The organism is Pseudomonas sp. LBUM1666 (genome assembly GCF_059695775.1).
On sequence record NZ_CP166789.1, the window covers coordinates 6,027,529 to 6,045,290 of the forward strand.

The following is a 17,762-nucleotide window of genomic DNA, read 5'->3' on the forward strand; positions in this document are numbered from 1 at the left end:
CAAAAAGTGCCGCCCGACCGACGGCTAAATTTTCATCTGTCGTGCGTTTGGCGGCCCAGGCCCGCGTTGGCGAGGCATCGCCGTAGGGTTTGTTGATACACAATATGAACACCCCCCTCTTCTTATAGTCAGCCGCAGCGTCTGGAAGTGCGCTGATCCTACTGTCCAACTGTAGACGGTTGCCGGCACGATATTGCTCAATTGAAAAATATCGTTGCGCAAATCCCCTCGGCGTTGACTCGAGTATGGACCGTCGCCTGAGAAAAAAACGTATCGACCAGTGCCAGCGACAGGATTGGCAACCCTGTTATTATCCGCGGCAGCTTTCTACGCCATCTTTCTTCAGCCGACACGAGCGAATTCATGAGCACTGACAAGACCAATCAGTCCTGGGGCGGCCGCTTCAGTGAACCCGTCGACGCCTTCGTCGCCCGCTTCACCGCCTCCGTCACTTTCGACCAGCGCCTGTATCGCCACGACATCATGGGCTCGATCGCCCACGCCACGATGTTGGCCAAGGTCGGCGTGCTGACCGATGCCGAGCGCGACAGCATCACCGATGGCCTGAAGACCATCCAGGGTGAAATCGAGGCCGGCCAGTTCGACTGGCGCATCGACCTCGAAGACGTGCACATGAACATCGAGGCGCGCCTGACCGACCGCATCGGCGTCACCGGTAAAAAGCTGCACACCGGCCGCAGCCGTAACGACCAGGTCGCCACCGACATCCGCCTGTGGCTGCGTGACGAGATCGACCTGATCCTGAGCGAAATCACCCGCCTGCAAAAAGGCTTGCTGGAACAGGCCGAGCGCGAAGCCGGCAGCATCATGCCGGGCTTCACTCACCTGCAAACCGCGCAGCCGGTGACCTTCGGGCACCACATGCTGGCCTGGTTCGAGATGCTTAGCCGAGACTACGAGCGTCTGGTCGACTGCCGCAAACGTACCAACCGCATGCCGCTGGGCAGCGCCGCACTGGCCGGCACTACCTATCCGATCGACCGTGAATACACCGCCCAACTGTTGGGCTTCGACGCTGTTGGCGGTAACTCACTGGACAACGTGTCCGATCGTGACTTCGCCATCGAGTTCTGCTCGGCCGCGAGCATCGCGATGATGCACTTGTCGCGCTTCTCCGAAGAACTGGTGCTGTGGACCAGCGCGCAGTTCCAGTTCATCGATCTGCCGGACCGTTTCTGCACCGGTAGCTCGATCATGCCGCAAAAGAAAAACCCGGACGTTCCGGAGCTGGTGCGTGGCAAGACCGGCCGCGTATTCGGCGCGCTGATGGGCCTGCTGACCTTGATGAAAGGCCAGCCCCTGGCCTACAACAAGGACAACCAGGAAGATAAAGAGCCACTGTTCGACGCCGCCGACACCTTGCGCGACTCACTGCGGGCCTTTGCCGACATGATCCCGGCGATCAAACCCAAGCACGCGATGATGCGTGAAGCAGCCCTGCGCGGTTTCTCCACCGCCACCGACCTGGCCGACTACCTGGTCCGCCGCGGGCTGCCGTTCCGTGACTGCCACGAAATCGTTGGCCATGCCGTGAAGTACGGCGTGGAAAGCGGTAAAGACCTGGCGGAAATGAGCCTGGAAGAGCTGCGCAAGTTCAGCGACCAGATCGATCAGGATGTGTTCGCAGTGTTGACGTTGGAAGGCTCGGTGAATGCCCGTGACCACATCGGCGGGACTGCGCCGGCACAGGTCAAGAAGGCCGTGGCTCGCGGCCAGGCATTGCTCGCCAGCCGCTAAACCGTCAAAAGCTTCGTCGGAACGCCGCCCGGAGCAGGCTCGCCCCCACATTTGGAATGCGTTCCCCTGTGGGAGCGAGCCTGCTCGCGAAAGCGGTCTTGAAGACGCGGTAAAACCTACTTCTTGGACGCGACCATCGCCAAAAACGCTGGCATTGCCGCGTCCTTGTCCTTTGCGATCCGCTGCACATTCGGATTTTTCCCCAGACGCTCCAGCAGCGCCTTGGCCGCCGGCATCTCAGCCAGCAAATCCAGGTCAAACAGCTTCTGCGCCACCGCACATGCCAACGGCACGCTGTAGAGGAAATACAAATCCGCAATGCTCAGGCTGTCACCTGCCACGTAAGGGGCGAATTTTCCGTGCCTGCCCAGGGACGCAAACCCCAGCAGCAATTCAGCCTTGGTCTTGTCCTTGATTGCCTCCGGCACCTGCATGCCGAAAAATGCTTCGGCGTAGCAGGCACGCCCCGGCAATTCGATATACAGCTCGATTTCCTTGGCCAGTGCCAGGACCTGCGATCGCTCAAAGGGATCGCTCGGCAACAGCGGCGTGCCTTTCTGGCTTTGTTCGAGGAACTCGAGAATCACGCTGGTTTCGTTGACGAAACCCTGTTCGACGCCCAGCACCGGCACCTTCCCGCGCGGGCTGATGGCTAATGCCTCGGGACTCGGTCCCGGGTAAAACAGCACCTCTTCAAACGGCAGTCCCTTCTCGAGCAGCGCCAGCTTGACCATGTTGTAGTAGTTGCTGACGGAGAATCCATAAAGCTTGAGCATCACATAGCCTCCAGGCCGTGCGGGGTTGGCAGGTGCCTTTTATAGAACGCCGCGACGTTTCTTGCCAGCAGCATCACAGCGCTGAATGCAGGTAAACTGGCTGCCTTAACTTGAGGAGCCTGCCATGAGCGAGCCAACCCCCGGCATCAACGACGACGACATCGACGAAGAAGAGTTCGCCGAAAACACCCTGGTCGAAGCCATCGAAAACCAGATCGAAAGCGACAACCCACCGGCCGCCAAGGCGACCTTCAACAAGCTGACGTTGGTGGGTTACGAACGTGAAGAAATCCTCAATCTGATGGCCCACGTTCTGGCGGTGGAAATCGACGCGATCCTCGAAGAAGACCGCGCGTTCAACACCGAATGGTACGAAGCTGCGTTGCGCGCATTGCCAGAGTTGCCACCCGAAAAGAAATAACTCCGACCTGAAGGGCGCAGGCTTCTGTGGCAATCTCCATAACCACAAAAGCCCGCTCCACACAGATTGTCACCAATCAGTCCCGCCTTCCCCCAGACCCTGACTACACTGGTACGCACCCCGCTGCCGCTCCACCCACCGGGGAATGCTTCCCAAGGCGAAAAAACCCTGTCGCGAGCACTGGACATGCCGCCCGAGTGGGATCACCTTAGGGACGCTGTCGTCCAATTCCTAGAAAGTCTGGAGTCCTTATGTCGCTTACCCCTGAGTTGGTTGCCGAACTGGAAATCCTCGCACTCTTCAACCTGGACAGTTCCCAGGAAGGTTTGAAAATTCATCAGACCGCTGCCCCGAAAGCCATTGCCGCCGCCCAACGCCTGTTCGACAAAGAACTGATCACTCAGCCCGATGGCGGTTATCTGACCAGCCTGGGCCGTGACGCCGCGCAAAATGTACAAACCGTTCTGACCATTTTGACCGTAGAAGAAACAGCCTGAGCATTACCGTAGCGCCCACGGAAACCCCTGCTACGGGATTTCCGCGGGCACATTTCGTTACCTGCCTGTTACCTGCCGTCGCCCCGTGATAAAAATCTGACGCCAGAAAAACAAAATCAGCTTAAAAGTCCTGGAGCCGAGGCGCTAAACTGCCCCTCATACGCAGACACCCACGTCTGAGCCCCGCGAGCCGGTTTGAGCTGACATGACCCGCACCCATGAAATCCGCCCCGATCTGGACGAGGGAATCGACCGCAAGGTTCTCAGCCAGCTGCGCGCACGTTTTCTGAAGCTCAACGAAGGCCGTATGGCCCGCGCCATGGAAGGGTTGTCGACCCGCCAGCAAGCGGTGCTGACCCTGTTGCCGCTGTTTTTCCACGTCAATCATCCGCTGTTGCCGGGGTACGTTTCGGGCAGCACGCCGGCCGGGCTGTCGAATTACGAGCCCGACGCCAACACCCTCGCCGAAGCCCAACGCCTGACCCGCTCGTTTTCCTATAAGCCCCGCCACGGCAGTAATCCGCCGCGACCGATTCACGGCCTGTTCCTGATGGGCAGCCTCGGAACCCTCGCCCAGGCCGACCAGAGCGACATGGACGTGTGGGTTTGTCACGGGCCGGACTTGAGCGAAAGCGAGCTCGTTGAACTGCGCAAAAAATGCCAGCTCCTCGAACTCTGGGCTGCCAGTCAGGGCGCCGAGGCGCATTTCTTCCTGATCGATCCGACCCGTTTCGTACGCGGCGAGCGTGATACGCAACTGAGTTCGGAAGACTGCGGCACCACCCAGCACTATCTGCTGCTGGACGAGTTTTATCGCACCGCGATCTGGCTGGCCGGACGCACGCCCGTCTGGTGGCTGGTGCCGGTCTACGAAGAAGCGAGCTACGACCGTTACACCCACACGCTGATGTCCAAGCGCTTCATCCGTGCCGACGAAACCCTGGACCTGGGACATCTGGCCTATATCCCGCCTGGCGAATTCATCGGTGCCGGGCTCTGGCAGTTGTTCAAGGGCATCGAGTCGCCGTACAAATCGGTCCTCAAACTGCTGCTGACCGAGGTCTATGCCAGCGAACACCCCAAGGTCCATTGCCTGAGCCTGCGCTTCAAGCAAGCGGTGTTTGCCAATCGGCTCGACCTTGATGAGCTGGATCCGTACGTCGTGGTCTACCGGCGCATCGAGGAATACCTGACCGCCCGTGGCGAGCCAGAACGGCTGGAACTGGTACGCCGGGCGTTGTACCTGAAGGTCAATCGCAAACTCACCGGCAGCAACAGTCGCACTCAGAGCTGGCAGCGTTCGTTGCTCAAACGCCTGGCCCACGAATGGCAGTGGGATCATCGTCAACTGGCCCTGCTCGATAGCCGCAGCCAGTGGAAAGTCCGTCAGGTCGGCTCTGAACGCAGGGCCTTGGTCAATGAGCTCAATTACAGCTATCGCTTCCTGACCCAGTTCGCCCGCAACGAACAGACCGCCAGCCTGATCAACAAGCGCGACCTCAACGTGCTGGGTCGACGGTTATACGCGGCCTTCGAGCGCAAGGCCGACAAGGTCGAGTTCATCAACCCTGGCATCGCCCCGGACTTGGCCGAAGACACACTCACGCTGGTGCACGCGCCGAACAAAAAAGAGTCGGGGCAAACTCAGTGGGGTTTGTACAACGGCAGCCTGACGGCCCTCGAGTGGGAGCATTTCGCACCGATCAAGCGCGGCCGCCAATTGCTGGAACTGCTGACCTGGTGTCACCGCAACGGCGTGATCGACAGCAGCACTCGCCTGGCCTTGCATCCCGGCAGCAGCGACCTGAGCGAGTTCGAACTGTTCAACCTGCTCGGCAGCCTGCAACAAAGCATCGTCCTGCCGCTGACGACTGTCGCCGAAGAACCGTTACTGCGCGCCAGTGTGCCGAGCGAAGTGCTGATCCTGGTGAACGTCGGCGTCGATCCACTCAAGCACCACCGCGACCTGAACATTCTGATGACCACCGAGCGCACCGATTCCCTGAGTTACGCCGGCGTCCGGGAAAACCTGGTGCTGACCCTGGATCAGGTCACGCTCAATAGTTGGAACGAAGTGCTGGTCAGCCGTTTCGACGGCCCTCACGCGCTGCTCGACTGCGTGCGCGATTACCTCAACAACCTGCCCGGCGGGCTACAACAGCCCACGTTGCGGGTTCGTTGCTTCTGCCACAACCGCGCACAGTTCATCGCCCGGCGGGTCGAAGAGATCCTCGACACCGCGCAGAACCTGCTGTTGAGCAAACTCAATCATCGCTACCTGATTCAGGTCCAGCAGCACTACCACGTACTGGAACTGGTGCCCGGCCAGGTCAATCATGTCGCCCTCGCCACGCTGCCGGCGCTGGTCGATTACCTGGGCGAAGAGCTGGCAAGCTACAGCCCGCTGCACCTGGACCCGATGGCACTGGAAGACCATGACCTGGCGCTGGTCCTGCCGATGGGTCAGCCCGAGTGCATTCAGGTGTTCTACCGGATCAACGAATACCACGCCGACCTGTACGTACTGGATGAATTCAATGCCCTGTGGCAGCAGCGCTTGCCCTACCACGATGAGCAAAGCCTGCTGGTGCCGGTGCAACGTTTCCTGCAATCGATCCAGTACCGGCGCGACGCCTTGCTGCCGATGGACGTCGCCCAGCCGCCGAGCCTGGACATCTTGTATTACCAACTGCTGCCCTCCGGCCCCGTACGGGCGCGTCGGGTCGAAGCTCGGCCAGCGCCGCAAACCCCGGCCAACAAACCGTTCTACGACGTGCAGGCGATTGTCGGCAAAGCCGCACCGGGGCAGGTGCAGGTCACGTTGTATTGCAATCAGCGGGAGTTTTCAGAGCTGGAACATGGCGACCGATTGTTTAGCGTGGTCGCCCGGGAAATCGTCGAGCAGCGCCGTGAAATCGAACGCTATCGCTGTTACATCACCGACCTGGACCTGTCGGGCCTGCTCGGTGATGGTCAGAGTTCAAGCATTTTGTATTTGCGCTACAAGGCTGACCTGGAGCGCGCATTGAACGAGGCGCTCGAGCAGGTCTGAGGGGACGTCATTCCGGGAAGGCCCCGCCATTGGCAGGCTGCGATTCGACTTCCAGCAGAGTCAGTTTGAGGGTCTTGCCGCCCGGAGCCGGCCAGTCGATGTGTTGACCCACCTTCATACCGAGCAAAGCACTGCCCACTGGCGCAAGAATGGAAATTTTGCCTTCGTCGGCATTGGCTTCCTTCGGGTAAACCAGCGTCAGGTGATAGTCCTTGCCGCTGATCTCTTCACGGCAATGCACACGGGAATTCATGGTCACGACATCGGCTGGCACGTCTTCGTGACCGACCAGGGTATCGGCGCGGTCCAGTTCGGTTTGCAGCGCGATAACGCCCGGCAGCGTGTCATCCAGGCTGTCGATCAGGCGCTCCAGACGTTGCACGTCCAGACGGGTAAGGGTAATTGAAGGTGCGGTCATGATTTGGGCAGACTCCTTTCTTCTGCACAGAAAAAGCAAAACCCCGCCAGAAAAAGGCGGGGTTTTCACGAGCCTCGATGGGTTGAGGCGTTTCTCGACACTATCACAGCTCAATAAATATACAAGTCAGGCCCCGCCGACCTGTTTGCGCTGTGCGGCCTGGGCGCAGATAACCCGACGCCGATCGTCATCGGCCGAGCGCCATTCGCGGATGTCTTCGACATGGCGAAAACACCCAAGGCAGACCTTTTGCTCATCCAGCCGACACACACCGCTGCACGGCGAAGCCACCGCCGGGCTGACATTGCTGTAGAGCGGTTTGGGCGGACGAACGGGCGCAGGCTGGGTCACGATCTCACAGACCTTCGAAATCGAGTTCGGCGTCAGCTTGCTGCTTGACGATGCGCTCGAGCATTTCGCCGAGTTGTTCGTCGCTCTTGTCACACATCCAGCGCTTGCTCTCTTCGTCGTAATCGAAGTGGAACCCGCCGGACACGGCCGCCAGCCACAGTTGCCGCAGCGGCTCCTGACGACTGAAAATCAACTGGCTGCCGTTTTCGAACTTGACGGTGAGCACACCGGCCGAGCTCTCCAGATCAATATCCAGGTCACACTCGTCAAAAATATCCTCCAGCGTCTGCTGGGTGGCATCGACCAGATCGTGGAAACGGGCTTCAGTCAAACTCATTGCGGGAACCTCAAAAAGTGTCTACTCACGCTCAAGCGCCGCAAGATACGGGCGAGCCCCGGTGATTGCAAAGGATAACGACCAAGGGCCCAATAGCGTTACGAAATATCCGTGTACGGCGCAGGATAAGTTACCGCGCCACGGTCCAAGCCCCGCCGGACGGGAGCCCCGTCGCATAGGCAAGCTGCCGGGTGGCCGGTATACTCCGGCGCAATTAACGCATTTTCAAGGATTTCGCCATGAAGCGCCTGATCTCTTCCCTTGCTGCGCTCGTCGCGGTTGCCTGCCTTGTGTCGGCCTGTGGTCAAAAAGGCCCGCTGTACCTGCCTGACGATAGCCAGGACCCTGCCGAGCAAGCCAAGTCGTCGCAGAAGTCTCCGTCGAAAGCACACAAGCACGACGTCTACCAATAAGGGAACGCCATGGACGCTTTTAACTACCGTGACGGCGAGCTGTTCGCGGAAGGTGTTGCCCTGTCCGCCGTCGCCGAACGCTTTGGCACACCGACCTACGTCTACTCCCGTGCGCACATCGAAGCCCAGTACCTGGCTTATGCCGATGCGCTGGCCGGCATGCCGCACCTGGTCTGCTTTGCGGTCAAGGCCAACTCCAACCTGGGTGTACTGAATGTCCTGGCCCGTCTCGGTGCCGGTTTCGACATCGTCTCCCGTGGCGAACTGGAACGCGTACTGGCCGCTGGCGGCAGCGCCGACAAAATCGTGTTCTCCGGTGTCGGCAAGACCCGTGACGACATGCGTCGTGCCCTGGAAGTCGGCGTGCATTGCTTCAACGTCGAATCCACCGATGAGCTGGAACGCCTGCAAGTGGTCGCCGCCGAGCTGGGCGTTCGTGCGCCGATCTCGCTGCGCGTGAACCCGGATGTCGACGCTGGCACTCACCCGTACATTTCCACCGGTCTTAAAGAGAACAAGTTCGGCATCGCCATCGCCGACGCCGAAGACGTGTACATCCGCGCCGCCCAACTGCCAAACCTGGAAGTGGTCGGCGTCGATTGCCACATCGGTTCGCAACTGACCACCCTGCCGCCCTTCATCGATGCTCTCGACCGCCTGCTGGGCCTGGTCGACCGCCTCGGCGATTGCGGCATTTATCTGCGTCACATCGATCTCGGTGGTGGTTTGGGCGTGCGTTATCGCGATGAAGAGCCGCCATTGGCTGCCGACTACATCAAAGCCGTGCGCGAGCGTCTCGACGGTCGTGACCTGGCGCTGGTGTTCGAGCCGGGCCGCTTCATCGTCGCCAACGCCGGCGTGCTGCTGACCCAGGTCGAGTACCTCAAGCACACCGAACACAAAGACTTCGCCATCGTCGACGCCGCCATGAACGACCTGATCCGCCCGGCGCTGTACCAGGCCTGGATGGACGTCACCGCCGTGCGCCCGCGCACTACCGCGGCTCGCGCCTACGACATCGTCGGCCCGATCTGCGAGACCGGCGACTTCCTGGCCAAGGATCGTGAGCTGGCCCTGGAAGAAGGCGACCTGCTGGCCGTGCATTCGGCCGGTGCCTATGGGTTTGTCATGAGTTCCAACTACAACACCCGCGGCCGTGCCGCTGAAGTGTTGGTGGACGGTGATCAGGCATTTGAAGTGCGTCGCCGTGAGACGGTAGCCGAGTTGTTTGCTGGCGAAAGCCTGCTGCCGGAGTAACCCCATGCTGCTGCGTTTTACCAAGATGCACGGCCTGGGCAATGACTTCATGGTCCTCGACCTGGTCAGCCAGCATGCGCACATCCTGCCCAAACACGCCAAGCAATGGGGCGATCGGCATACGGGTATCGGTTTCGATCAGTTGCTGATCGTCGAGGCGCCCAGCAACCCGGACGTGGATTTCCGCTACCGGATCTTCAACGCCGACGGCTCCGAAGTGGAACAGTGCGGCAACGGTGCGCGCTGTTTCGCGCGCTTCGTGCTCGACAAGCGTCTGACCGCGAAGCGGCAGATCCGCGTCGAGACCAAAAGCGGCATCATCGAACTGGATATCCGCAGCGACGGGCAGATCGGTGTCAACATGGGCGCACCGCGCCTGGTGCCGGCCGAGATTCCTTTTGAAGCGCCGGAGCAGGCCACGAGCTATCAGATTGACGTTGACGGCACCCTGGTCGATCTGGCCGCCGTGTCCATGGGCAACCCCCATGCCGTGCTGCGGGTCAGCGACATCAACAATGCACCGGTGCATGAACTGGGGCCGAAAATCGAAAACCATCCGCGCTTCCCGGCGCGGGTCAATGTCGGTTTTCTCCAGGTCATCGACCGCAACCGCGCGCAGCTGCGCGTCTGGGAACGCGGGACCGGGGAAACCCAGGCTTGCGGAACCGGCGCTTGCGCTGCCGCAGTGGCCGCGATCAGCCAGGGGTGGATGGATTCGCCACTATTGATCGACCTGCCCGGCGGGCGTCTGTCCATTGAATGGGCAGGCCCTGGCCAACCGGTCATGATGACCGGCCCGGCAGTGCGCGTTTATGAAGGACAAGTGCGTCTTTGAGAGAGTCGAATCCATGAAAGATAAGCCCCAGGTTCCCGCCCTACAGCCCGACGAATCCCCTTCCGAAAGCCTTGAGGCGGCGGCGATTGCCGCGTACCTGGAGGCTCATCCGGATTTCTTCGTCGAGCATGAAGAACTGCTCGCAACCTTGCGCATTCCGCACCAGCGCGGCGACACCATTTCGCTGGTCGAACGCCAGATGACCATCCTGCGCGACCGCAATATCGAGTTGCGGCATCGCCTCTCGCACTTGATGGACGTGGCCCGCGACAACGACCGCCTTTTCGACAAGACCCGCCGCCTGATTCTCGCGCTGATGGACGCCACCAGCCTGGAAGACGTGGTAATCAGTGTCGAAGACAGTCTGCGCCAGGACTTCCAGGTGCCCTTCGTCAGCCTGATCCTGCTGGGTGACAACCCGATGCCGGTGGGCCGCTGGGTGACCCATGCCGACGCGCAAACGGCCATCGGCGGCCTGCTCTCGGAAGACAAAAGCGTCAGCGGCAGCCTGCGTGAACATGAACTGGACTTCCTGTTCGGCGAAGAACAGCGCAAACAGATCGGCTCCACCGCCGTTGTCGCCATCAGCTACCAGGGCATCCACGGCGTCCTGGCCATCGCCAGCCGTGACCCGCAGCACTACAAGAGTTCGGTGGGCACGCTGTTCCTCAGCTACATCGCAGAAGTGATGGGCCGCGTGCTGCCACGGGTCAACACCTCCCTGCGCTCGGTACGCTGATCGTGGAGCGGCAACTGGACGCTTACTGCGAACACCTGCGCAGTGAGCGGCAGGTGTCGCCTCACACGCTATACGCCTACCGCCGCGACCTCGACAAAGTGTTGGGCTGGTGCGTCAAACAGAACATCAGCAGTTGGGCGGCCCTGGATATCCAGCGCCTGCGCAGCCTGATCGCTCGCCTGCATGCTCAGGGCCAATCTTCGCGCAGCCTGGCGCGGCTGTTGTCGGCGGTGCGCGGGCTCTATCACTATCTGAACCGTGAAGGCTTCTGCGATCACGACCCGGCCAACGGCCTGGCGCCGCCGAAGGGTGAACGTCGGCTGCCAAAAACCCTCGACACCGACCGCGCACTGCAACTGCTTGAGGGCGCGGTGGAAGATGATTTTCTGGCACGTCGGGATCAGGCGATTCTGGAGCTGTTCTATTCCTCGGGTTTGCGGCTGTCGGAGCTGACCGGGCTCAATCTGGATCAACTGGACCTGGCCGACGGCATGGTTCAAGTGCTCGGCAAGGGCAGCAAGACCCGACTGCTGCCGGTCGGCAAAAAAGCTCGCGAAGCATTGGAGTTATGGCTGCCGCTACGGGCCATGACCAACCCTGCGGACGACGCGGTATTTGTCAGCCAGCAAGGCCGGCGTCTTGGCCCTCGGGCGATTCAGGTGCGGGTTAAAGCCGCAGGCGAGCGCGAACTGGGGCAGAACCTGCATCCGCACATGCTGCGACACTCCTTCGCCAGCCATTTGCTGGAGTCCTCCCAGGACCTGCGCGCGGTTCAGGAATTGCTCGGCCACTCGGACATCAAAACCACCCAGATCTACACCCACCTGGACTTTCAGCACCTGGCGACGGTTTACGACAGCGCCCATCCACGGGCCAAACGCATCAAAGGCGATGAGTCATGAGAATTCAATTGATCACCTTCGACCTCGACGACACCCTGTGGGATACCGCCCCGGTGATCGTCAGCGCCGAAGCCATATTGCGTGAATGGCTGACCGAGCATGCACCGAATCTGGGCGCCGTGCCGGTGGAGCATTTGTGGGCGATTCGCGAGCGGATTCTGAGCAGTGAGCCGGGGCTCAAGCACCGCATCAGCGCCCTGCGCCGCCGAGTCTTGTTCCACGCGCTGGAAGAGGCCGGTTACGACCAGGGTCAGGCCTCAGACCTGGCCGATCAGAGTTTTGAAGTGTTTCTGCATGCGCGGCATCAGCTGGAAATCTTCCCGGAGGTGCAACCGACCCTGGAAACGCTGGCCAATCACTACGCCCTCGGCGTGGTCACCAATGGCAACGCCGATGTGCGTCGGTTAGGGCTGGCGGATTACTTCAAGTTTGCCTTGTGCGCCGAAGACATCGGCATCGGCAAGCCGGATGCGCGACTGTTTCATGAGGCGTTGCAACGTGGTGGTGCGACGGCCGAGACGGCCGTGCATATCGGCGATCATCCGGGTGACGACATTGCCGGCGCCCAGCAGGCGGGATTGCGGGCGATCTGGTTTAACCCGGCGGGTAAAGTTTGGGAAGCCGAGAAGGCACCGGATGCCGAGATTCGCAGTCTGAGCGAGTTGCCGGCGTTGCTGGCCCTCTGGAACGCCCAACACCAATCCTGAGATCACCGATATCCCACAGGGGATCACCGCAGGCTCACGATTTTATTCCGTGTCTAGTCCTGAAATAGGTTTACACCTGTTTCACCCTAACGCCCGATGCACCGCATCGGGCGTTTTGTATTTTAAGGACAGGTGCGGACGCTCCTGGTTGTAGATCGTAATTGCTTCTCTCACCATCCGTTCAGCCTGTGCCAGATTTGTTGGCCGGTAGAGCAGCAGTTCCGTTTTCAAAATGCCGTTTACCCGCTCTGCCAAGGCGTTTTGGCAGCAGTCGTAGCCATCGGTCATCGAGCATGTAACTCCGCTTTTCGCGTGCGGTTTTTGGTAGAGATCGGAGCAGTACTGGGCGGATTCAACCGGTCGTCGCAACACCTTTGATCGAGGTGTTTATGGGACGGTCTGCAGGCTGGATGCAAAAGTTGACGGGGCGTGGAGCGATGCGTTCGCCAGGTGCGCCGTCACTTCGTAATGAAATCGAGCGGCTATTCTGGAAACAAATCGCAACCGGGATCACAAGCGAAAAGGCAGCGGAGGCGACTGGCGTATCATCAGCGGTAGGCACACGCTGGTTCCGTCATCGGGGCGGGATGCCATTGTTCATGTCTAACCAAATATCCGGAAGGTACTTATCGTTCGCAGAGCGAGAAGAGATTGGGCTGCTTCGGGCGAAAGGTGTTGGCGTACGTGAGATTGCGCGTCTCCTTGGACGAAGCCCGTCGACAGTTTCACGGGAACTGACACGTAATGCTGCAACTCGTTGCGGTCGGCTTGAGTATCGTGCTTCAGTCGCACAATGGAAGGCAGAACTGGTTGCCAAAAGACCGAAGCCAGCGAAACTGTTGACTAACCCGCGGCTGTGTCACTACGTGCAAGACCGTCTGGAGGGTAAAGTTCACGGCGCTAATGGTCGCGAGATTGTTGGGCCTCGACAAGCTCCCTTCAAAGGCCGAAATAAACCACATCGCAGTGACCGTAAATGGGTCAATGGCTGGTCGCCCGAACAGATTACCAACCGGTTAAAGATCGATTTTCCGGACGATGAATCCATGCGCATCTCTCACGAAGCCATATATCAGGCCCTCTATATTCAGGGGCGAGGAGCTCTTAAGCGCGAGCTAGTGAGCTGCCTGCGCACAGGGCGAGCATTGCGTGTGCCGAGAGCTAGGGCGCAGGCCAAAACATGGGCGCACGTCAGCGAGGATGTCATGATCTCCAGTCGCCCTGCTGAGGTGGAAGACCGGGCTGTACCAGGGCATTGGGAGGGAGACCTGATCATCGGTCTGAACCGATCTGCGATTGGAACCCTGGTCGAGCGCTCAACTCGATTCACCATGCTCGTCCACCTGCCTCGCGAGGAAGGTTATGGGCTAATTCCTCGAACGAAGAACGGCCCGGCGCTGGCCGGCTACGGGGCTGTCACTATGGCCAATGCACTGAAGAAGACGGTGACTGACCTACCCATCGAATTGTGGCAATCTTTGACTTGGGATCGTGGAAAGGAACTATCTGATCACGCTCGATTTACCATCGAATCCGGAGTGAAGGTCTTTTTTGCTGACCCTCATAGTCCATGGCAGCGCGGCACGAACGAGAATACGAACGGTCTTCTGCGCCAATACTTCCCGAAAGGTACCGACCTGTCTCGCTGGAGTGCCCAAGAGATCCAAGCCGTAGCCCATGCGCTGAACACAAGGCCTCGGAAAACACTCGGCTGGAAAACACCTGCCGAAGCACTAAACAAGTATCTAAAATCAATTCAACAATCCAGTGTTGCGACGACCGGTTGAATCCGCCCTGCGCACCTCGATCAGAGTGATGTACCAGTTTCTGGTTCGTTCGACGCGTCTTTAAGGCCATGCGAAAGGCTTGAGCCACGGATTTGGCATGCAAGCTGTCATGCACGTGGTAGCCGACAATCTTTCTCGAGTAGGCATCCGTCACCAAACTCAAATAGGCGGGGCCTTCTCGCGTGGAGAGATAGGTGATATCAGCCACCCAGACCTGTTCCGGACCTGTGGCAACCACTTGCAGTGGGCCCGGCTTCAGGAGATTGGGATGACAGCGGAAGCGATGATGACTGTCGGTTGTCTTGTGATACGCCCGTTTTCTGCGAACCAGCTGGCGGTGATCGCGCAACACCTCGAACAAGCGATCCCGGCCGACATGCAGCTCCTGCCTGTCTTGTTTGGCGTTCATCATCGAGTGCAGCTTGCGAGCGCCTATGCAGGGCTGGCGCACGCGGATTTCCTGCACAAATTGGATGAGTTTTTGATCTTGCTCGACCCGGGCTCGATAGACCCGATCACGCTTGTAATAAGCTTGGCGGCTGATTCCCATGAACTGGCAAGCCCTGCTGACACTCAGGGTTTGGGTTTGCGCAACGACTTGCCGGGCCGCTTTTTTACGACAGATACGCCGTAGTCGTTTTTCAGAACCTCGACCACGTCTTCAAAGAACTTGGCTTTCTGATTGGCCAGCGCCAACTGTTCCTCAAGCTCTTTAATTCTCTGCTCGGGGGTCAATGGCAGGGTGGGCTCGTCCATTGCTCGGCTCCTCTGCGTTCGAATTGAGGCGCCCTGGCTCCAGTCCTGTCGACCATGCTTGCGTAACCAGACCAGCACCGTCGAGCGGCCCTGGATCCCGTAGCGCCGTTGAGCCTCTTTATAACTCAACTCGCCTTTTTCAACCTGATCGACGACCGACAATTTAAAAGTCAGTGTGTAATCGCGCTGACTGCGTTTTGCGCCCGTATCCATTGCACCGTCCTGATAAGAAGCCAGAAGGTGTAAACCTTATTCAGGACGAGACACCGCCCATGAAAAAGCCCGCAGCGACGGCGGGCTTTTTCAGCAAGCAAGTAGCAGGCTCAGATAGGCCGGCTGCCGTACTTGTTGTCAGGCTTCTTGGGCGGATCGGCGACCACATTGGCCTCCACTTCCTGCACCTTGCCGCCCTTGGCCAGGAACTCTTCCATGGCCCGCGCCAGAGCATCACGCTCCTTGTTTTTCGCTTCGACGCTCGGCAGCTCATCGACCGATACCGCTGCCTTGGCTTTGCCTTTGGCGGTCGGAACGGGCGTTTCACCGCCATCGTCGTCAGCAACGTCTTCCGCTGCTGTTTCCAGACCTTCTTCGGTTTCGTCGTCGTCGCCTACTTCGAGGTCGTCGTTTTCCAGATCATCGTCGCTCATGTTCTACCTCATGACTTGCGAAAAGCAGATTAGTTATAGCCCAGCTTCGCCGTCTGTCGAAGGCCGCCGGAAAAAATTCTACAACCGCTGGCATCCAGCGGCTTATGCCTCTTCACCGTGCACGGTGGCGAGGACTTTACGGGCACCGCCAAAATCACGGTGCTCGCCCAGATAAACGCCTTGCCAGGTCCCCAGCGCCAGTCGGCCTGCCGAAATCGGCAAACTGAGCTGACAGCCAAGCACGCTGGCCTTGAAGTGCGCCGGGAGGTCGTCCAGGCCTTCGTCGTTATGCTCATAGCCGTCTGTTCCTTGTGGGATCAGACGATTGAAAAATCGTTCGAAGTCGCGACGTACCGCCGGATCGGCGTTCTCGTTGATGGTCAACGACGCCGAGGTATGCTGCAGCCACAAATGCAACAGACCGACCCGACATGCCTTGAGTTCAGGCAGGCCGGCGAGTAACTCGTCCGTTACCAGATGAAAGCCCCGGGGCCTCGCCCGCAGGGTAATCAGAGTCTGTTGCCACATACAGTTCTCCGCACGTTCGGGGCGCATTCTAGCGCGCTCTGGGAAAAAACAAAGGCCCTAATATTCCTTCTATCATGTAAGCCATTGGCCGCAGAAAAACGCTCGTCGTAAACGCCACTAAACATGTACGAAAAAACCTTTCAGCAGTTCCTTCACTGACAAACTCCAGACAAAAAAATGCCCGGCAAGCCGGGCAAGTTTTTTTGTGCGCGTACTTACAAGTTGTAGCCGCGTTCGTTGTGGAGCGCCAGATCGATGCCGACCGCCTCTTCTTCCTCAGTGATGCGCAGACCCATGACGGCGTCCAGGACCTTGAGAATGATATAGGTGACGATCGCGGTGTAGATCACCGTGAAGCCCACGCCTTTCATCTGAATCCAGACTTGTGCACCGATGTCGGTGACAGTGCCGAAGCCACCCAGGGCCGGTGCAGCGAAGACACCGGTCAGGATCGCGCCGAGGATACCGCCGATGCCGTGCACACCGAAGGCGTCCAGGGAATCGTCATAACCGAGTTTGCGTTTCAGGGTGGTGGCGCAGAAGAAGCACACCACGCCGGCTGCCAGGCCGATGACCAGAGCCCCCATCGGGCCCACGGTGCCAGCGGCTGGCGTGATTGCAACCAGACCGGCCACAACACCCGAAGCGATACCCAGAGCACTTGGTTTGCCATGAGTGACCCACTCGGCGAACATCCAACCCAATGCAGCGGCGGCGGTTGCGATCTGGGTCACCAGCATCGCCATACCGGCAGTGCCGTTGGCCGCAGCAGCGGAACCGGCGTTGAAGCCGAACCAGCCGACCCACAGCATCGCAGCGCCCATCAGGGTGTAACCGAGGTTGTGCGGCGCCATCGGGGTAGTCGGGAAGCCTTTGCGTTTGCCCAGTACCAGGCAGGCAATCAGACCGGCCACACCGGCGTTGATGTGCACCACGGTGCCGCCAGCGAAGTCCAGCACGCCCCAGTCCCACATCAGGCCGCCGTTACCGGACCAGACCATGTGCGCAATCGGTGCATAAACCAGAGTGAACCAGACGCCCATGAAGATCAGCATCGCGGAGAACTTCATCCGCTCGGCGAAAGCACCGACGATCAGCGCAGGGGTGATGATGGCGAAGGTCATCTGGAAGGTGATGAACACCGCCTCAGGGAACAGCGCCGCGGGACCGGTCAGGCTCGATGGCGTGACACCGGCGAGGAATGCCTTGCCCATGCCGCCGAAGAATGAGTTGAAGTTGACGACGCCCTGTTCCATGCCGGTGGTATCGAACGCGATGCTGTAGCCATAAATGACCCACAGGATGCTGATCAGGCCGGTAATGGCGAAGCACTGCATCATCACGGAAAGAATGTTTTTCGACCGAACCATGCCGCCGTAGAACAGCGCGAGGCCGGGAATGGTCATGAACAGCACGAGGGCTGTCGAGGTCATCATCCAGGCGGTGTCGCCGGAGTTGAGGACTGGGGCTGCCACTTCGTCTGCCGCCATAACCAGGCCGGGCATTACGAGGGACAACAGGGCTCCTAGCCCTGCGAATTTACGCAGAGTCATATTGTTTTCTCCTGGGGCGTTGGGTTTG

The 17,762-nt window shown here is 59.5% G+C and carries 18 protein-coding genes and 2 pseudogenes; 11 read left to right on the forward strand and 9 right to left on the reverse strand.

Translation table 11 applies throughout. The features are described from left to right. Positions 1-363: 363 nt before the first annotated feature. Positions 364-1,758 carry an argininosuccinate lyase gene (gene argH / locus ACA056_RS27875; RefSeq protein ID WP_033060676.1) on the forward strand — a complete coding sequence of 465 codons (1,395 nt, stop codon included), beginning with the start codon at positions 364-366 and terminating at the stop codon, positions 1,756-1,758. 116 nt (positions 1,759-1,874) lie between these two features. On the opposite strand, the gene ACA056_RS27880 is transcribed toward argH, so the two are convergent. Then, complete coding sequence (locus ACA056_RS27880; protein ID WP_497269270.1) at positions 1,875-2,534, reverse strand: glutathione S-transferase family protein; 660 nt, start codon at positions 2,532-2,534, stop codon at positions 1,875-1,877. A 124-nt stretch (positions 2,535-2,658) separates the two neighbouring features. Here ACA056_RS27880 and ACA056_RS27885 point away from each other — a divergent pair, with 124 nt between their 5' ends. The 3 genes from ACA056_RS27885 (at position 2,659) to ACA056_RS27895 (ending at position 6,504) form a co-directional block, all read left to right on the forward strand. Next, on the forward strand, positions 2,659-2,955 hold the full coding sequence (locus tag ACA056_RS27885; RefSeq protein WP_415758651.1) for a hypothetical protein: 297 nt from the start codon (positions 2,659-2,661) through the stop codon (positions 2,953-2,955). A gap of 251 nt (positions 2,956-3,206) precedes the next feature. After that, positions 3,207-3,452 carry a TIGR02647 family protein gene (locus tag ACA056_RS27890; RefSeq protein WP_149631213.1) on the forward strand — a complete coding sequence of 82 codons (246 nt, stop codon included), beginning with the start codon at positions 3,207-3,209 and terminating at the stop codon, positions 3,450-3,452. A 205-nt stretch (positions 3,453-3,657) separates the two neighbouring features. Next, entirely contained in the window at positions 3,658-6,504 is a 2,847-nt protein-coding gene (locus ACA056_RS27895) for a class I adenylate cyclase (protein WP_497269273.1), read from the forward strand. A gap of 7 nt (positions 6,505-6,511) precedes the next feature. Here ACA056_RS27895 and rnk read toward each other — a convergent pair whose 3' ends face one another. The 3 genes from rnk to cyaY all read right to left on the reverse strand — a co-directional run bounded on the left by rnk (position 6,512) and on the right by cyaY (position 7,610). Further along, positions 6,512-6,922: a nucleoside diphosphate kinase regulator gene (gene rnk, locus ACA056_RS27900; protein ID WP_497269275.1), complete on the reverse strand. Its 411-nt coding sequence runs from the start codon at positions 6,920-6,922 to the stop codon at positions 6,512-6,514. Positions 6,923-7,048: 126 nt separating this feature from the next. After that, entirely contained in the window at positions 7,049-7,273 is a 225-nt protein-coding gene (locus ACA056_RS27905; RefSeq protein WP_082555745.1) for a DUF1289 domain-containing protein, read from the reverse strand. Between the two features lie 4 nt (positions 7,274-7,277). Continuing rightward, a complete protein-coding gene (gene cyaY / locus ACA056_RS27910; protein WP_008150266.1) occupies positions 7,278-7,610 on the reverse strand; it encodes an iron donor protein CyaY in 333 nt (110 codons plus the stop codon). Positions 7,611-7,849: 239 nt separating this feature from the next. Here cyaY and lptM point away from each other — a divergent pair, with 239 nt between their 5' ends. The 6 genes from lptM to ACA056_RS27940 are packed head-to-tail and all read left to right on the forward strand — an operon-like array spanning position 7,850 to position 12,463. Further along, on the forward strand, positions 7,850-8,023 hold the full coding sequence (lptM, locus tag ACA056_RS27915) for an LPS translocon maturation chaperone LptM (protein WP_497269277.1): 174 nt from the start codon (positions 7,850-7,852) through the stop codon (positions 8,021-8,023). Between the two features lie 9 nt (positions 8,024-8,032). Then, positions 8,033-9,280 (forward strand): diaminopimelate decarboxylase, encoded by a 1,248-nt coding sequence (gene lysA, locus ACA056_RS27920; RefSeq protein WP_497269279.1) that lies wholly within the window; start codon positions 8,033-8,035, stop codon positions 9,278-9,280. 4 nt (positions 9,281-9,284) lie between these two features. Further along, complete coding sequence (dapF, locus tag ACA056_RS27925) at positions 9,285-10,115, forward strand: diaminopimelate epimerase (RefSeq protein WP_497269281.1); 831 nt, start codon at positions 9,285-9,287, stop codon at positions 10,113-10,115. A 13-nt stretch (positions 10,116-10,128) separates the two neighbouring features. After that, the gene (locus tag ACA056_RS27930) at positions 10,129-10,854 is read left to right on the forward strand and encodes a DUF484 family protein (RefSeq protein ID WP_129440062.1); all 726 of its coding nucleotides are present in this window, start codon (positions 10,129-10,131) and stop codon (positions 10,852-10,854) included. A gap of 2 nt (positions 10,855-10,856) precedes the next feature. Further along, complete coding sequence (gene xerC / locus ACA056_RS27935; protein WP_497269283.1) at positions 10,857-11,756, forward strand: tyrosine recombinase XerC; 900 nt, start codon at positions 10,857-10,859, stop codon at positions 11,754-11,756. Further along, positions 11,753-12,463, forward strand: a complete 711-nt coding sequence (locus tag ACA056_RS27940; RefSeq protein WP_497269285.1) for an HAD family hydrolase — start codon at positions 11,753-11,755, stop codon at positions 12,461-12,463. The genes xerC and ACA056_RS27940 overlap by 4 nt, the downstream gene beginning before the upstream one ends. 53 nt (positions 12,464-12,516) lie before the next feature. On the opposite strand, the pseudogene ACA056_RS27945 reads toward ACA056_RS27940, so the two are convergent. Next, positions 12,517-12,808, reverse strand: a pseudogene (locus ACA056_RS27945) (integrase core domain-containing protein); the annotation flags it as partial. Positions 12,809-12,873: 65 nt separating this feature from the next. On the opposite strand from ACA056_RS27945, the gene ACA056_RS27950 reads away from it, so the two are divergent. Then, positions 12,874-14,250, forward strand: coding sequence for an IS30 family transposase (locus ACA056_RS27950; RefSeq protein WP_497266487.1), 1,377 nt, complete (start codon positions 12,874-12,876; stop codon positions 14,248-14,250). A 7-nt stretch (positions 14,251-14,257) separates the two neighbouring features. Here ACA056_RS27950 and ACA056_RS27955 read toward each other — a convergent pair. The 4 genes and pseudogenes from ACA056_RS27955 to ACA056_RS27970 form a co-directional block, all read right to left on the reverse strand. Then, positions 14,258-15,219 (reverse strand): annotated as a pseudogene (locus tag ACA056_RS27955) (IS3 family transposase); the annotation flags it as partial. A gap of 110 nt (positions 15,220-15,329) precedes the next feature. Further along, on the reverse strand, positions 15,330-15,653 hold the full coding sequence (gene sutA / locus ACA056_RS27960) for a dormancy-specific transcriptional regulator SutA (RefSeq protein WP_415758644.1): 324 nt from the start codon (positions 15,651-15,653) through the stop codon (positions 15,330-15,332). 102 nt (positions 15,654-15,755) lie between these two features. Continuing rightward, a complete protein-coding gene (locus ACA056_RS27965) occupies positions 15,756-16,181 on the reverse strand; it encodes a secondary thiamine-phosphate synthase enzyme YjbQ (protein WP_008030499.1) in 426 nt (141 codons plus the stop codon). Positions 16,182-16,396: 215 nt separating this feature from the next. Next, complete coding sequence (locus ACA056_RS27970; protein ID WP_497269288.1) at positions 16,397-17,734, reverse strand: ammonium transporter; 1,338 nt, start codon at positions 17,732-17,734, stop codon at positions 16,397-16,399. Positions 17,735-17,762 lie beyond the last annotated feature (28 nt).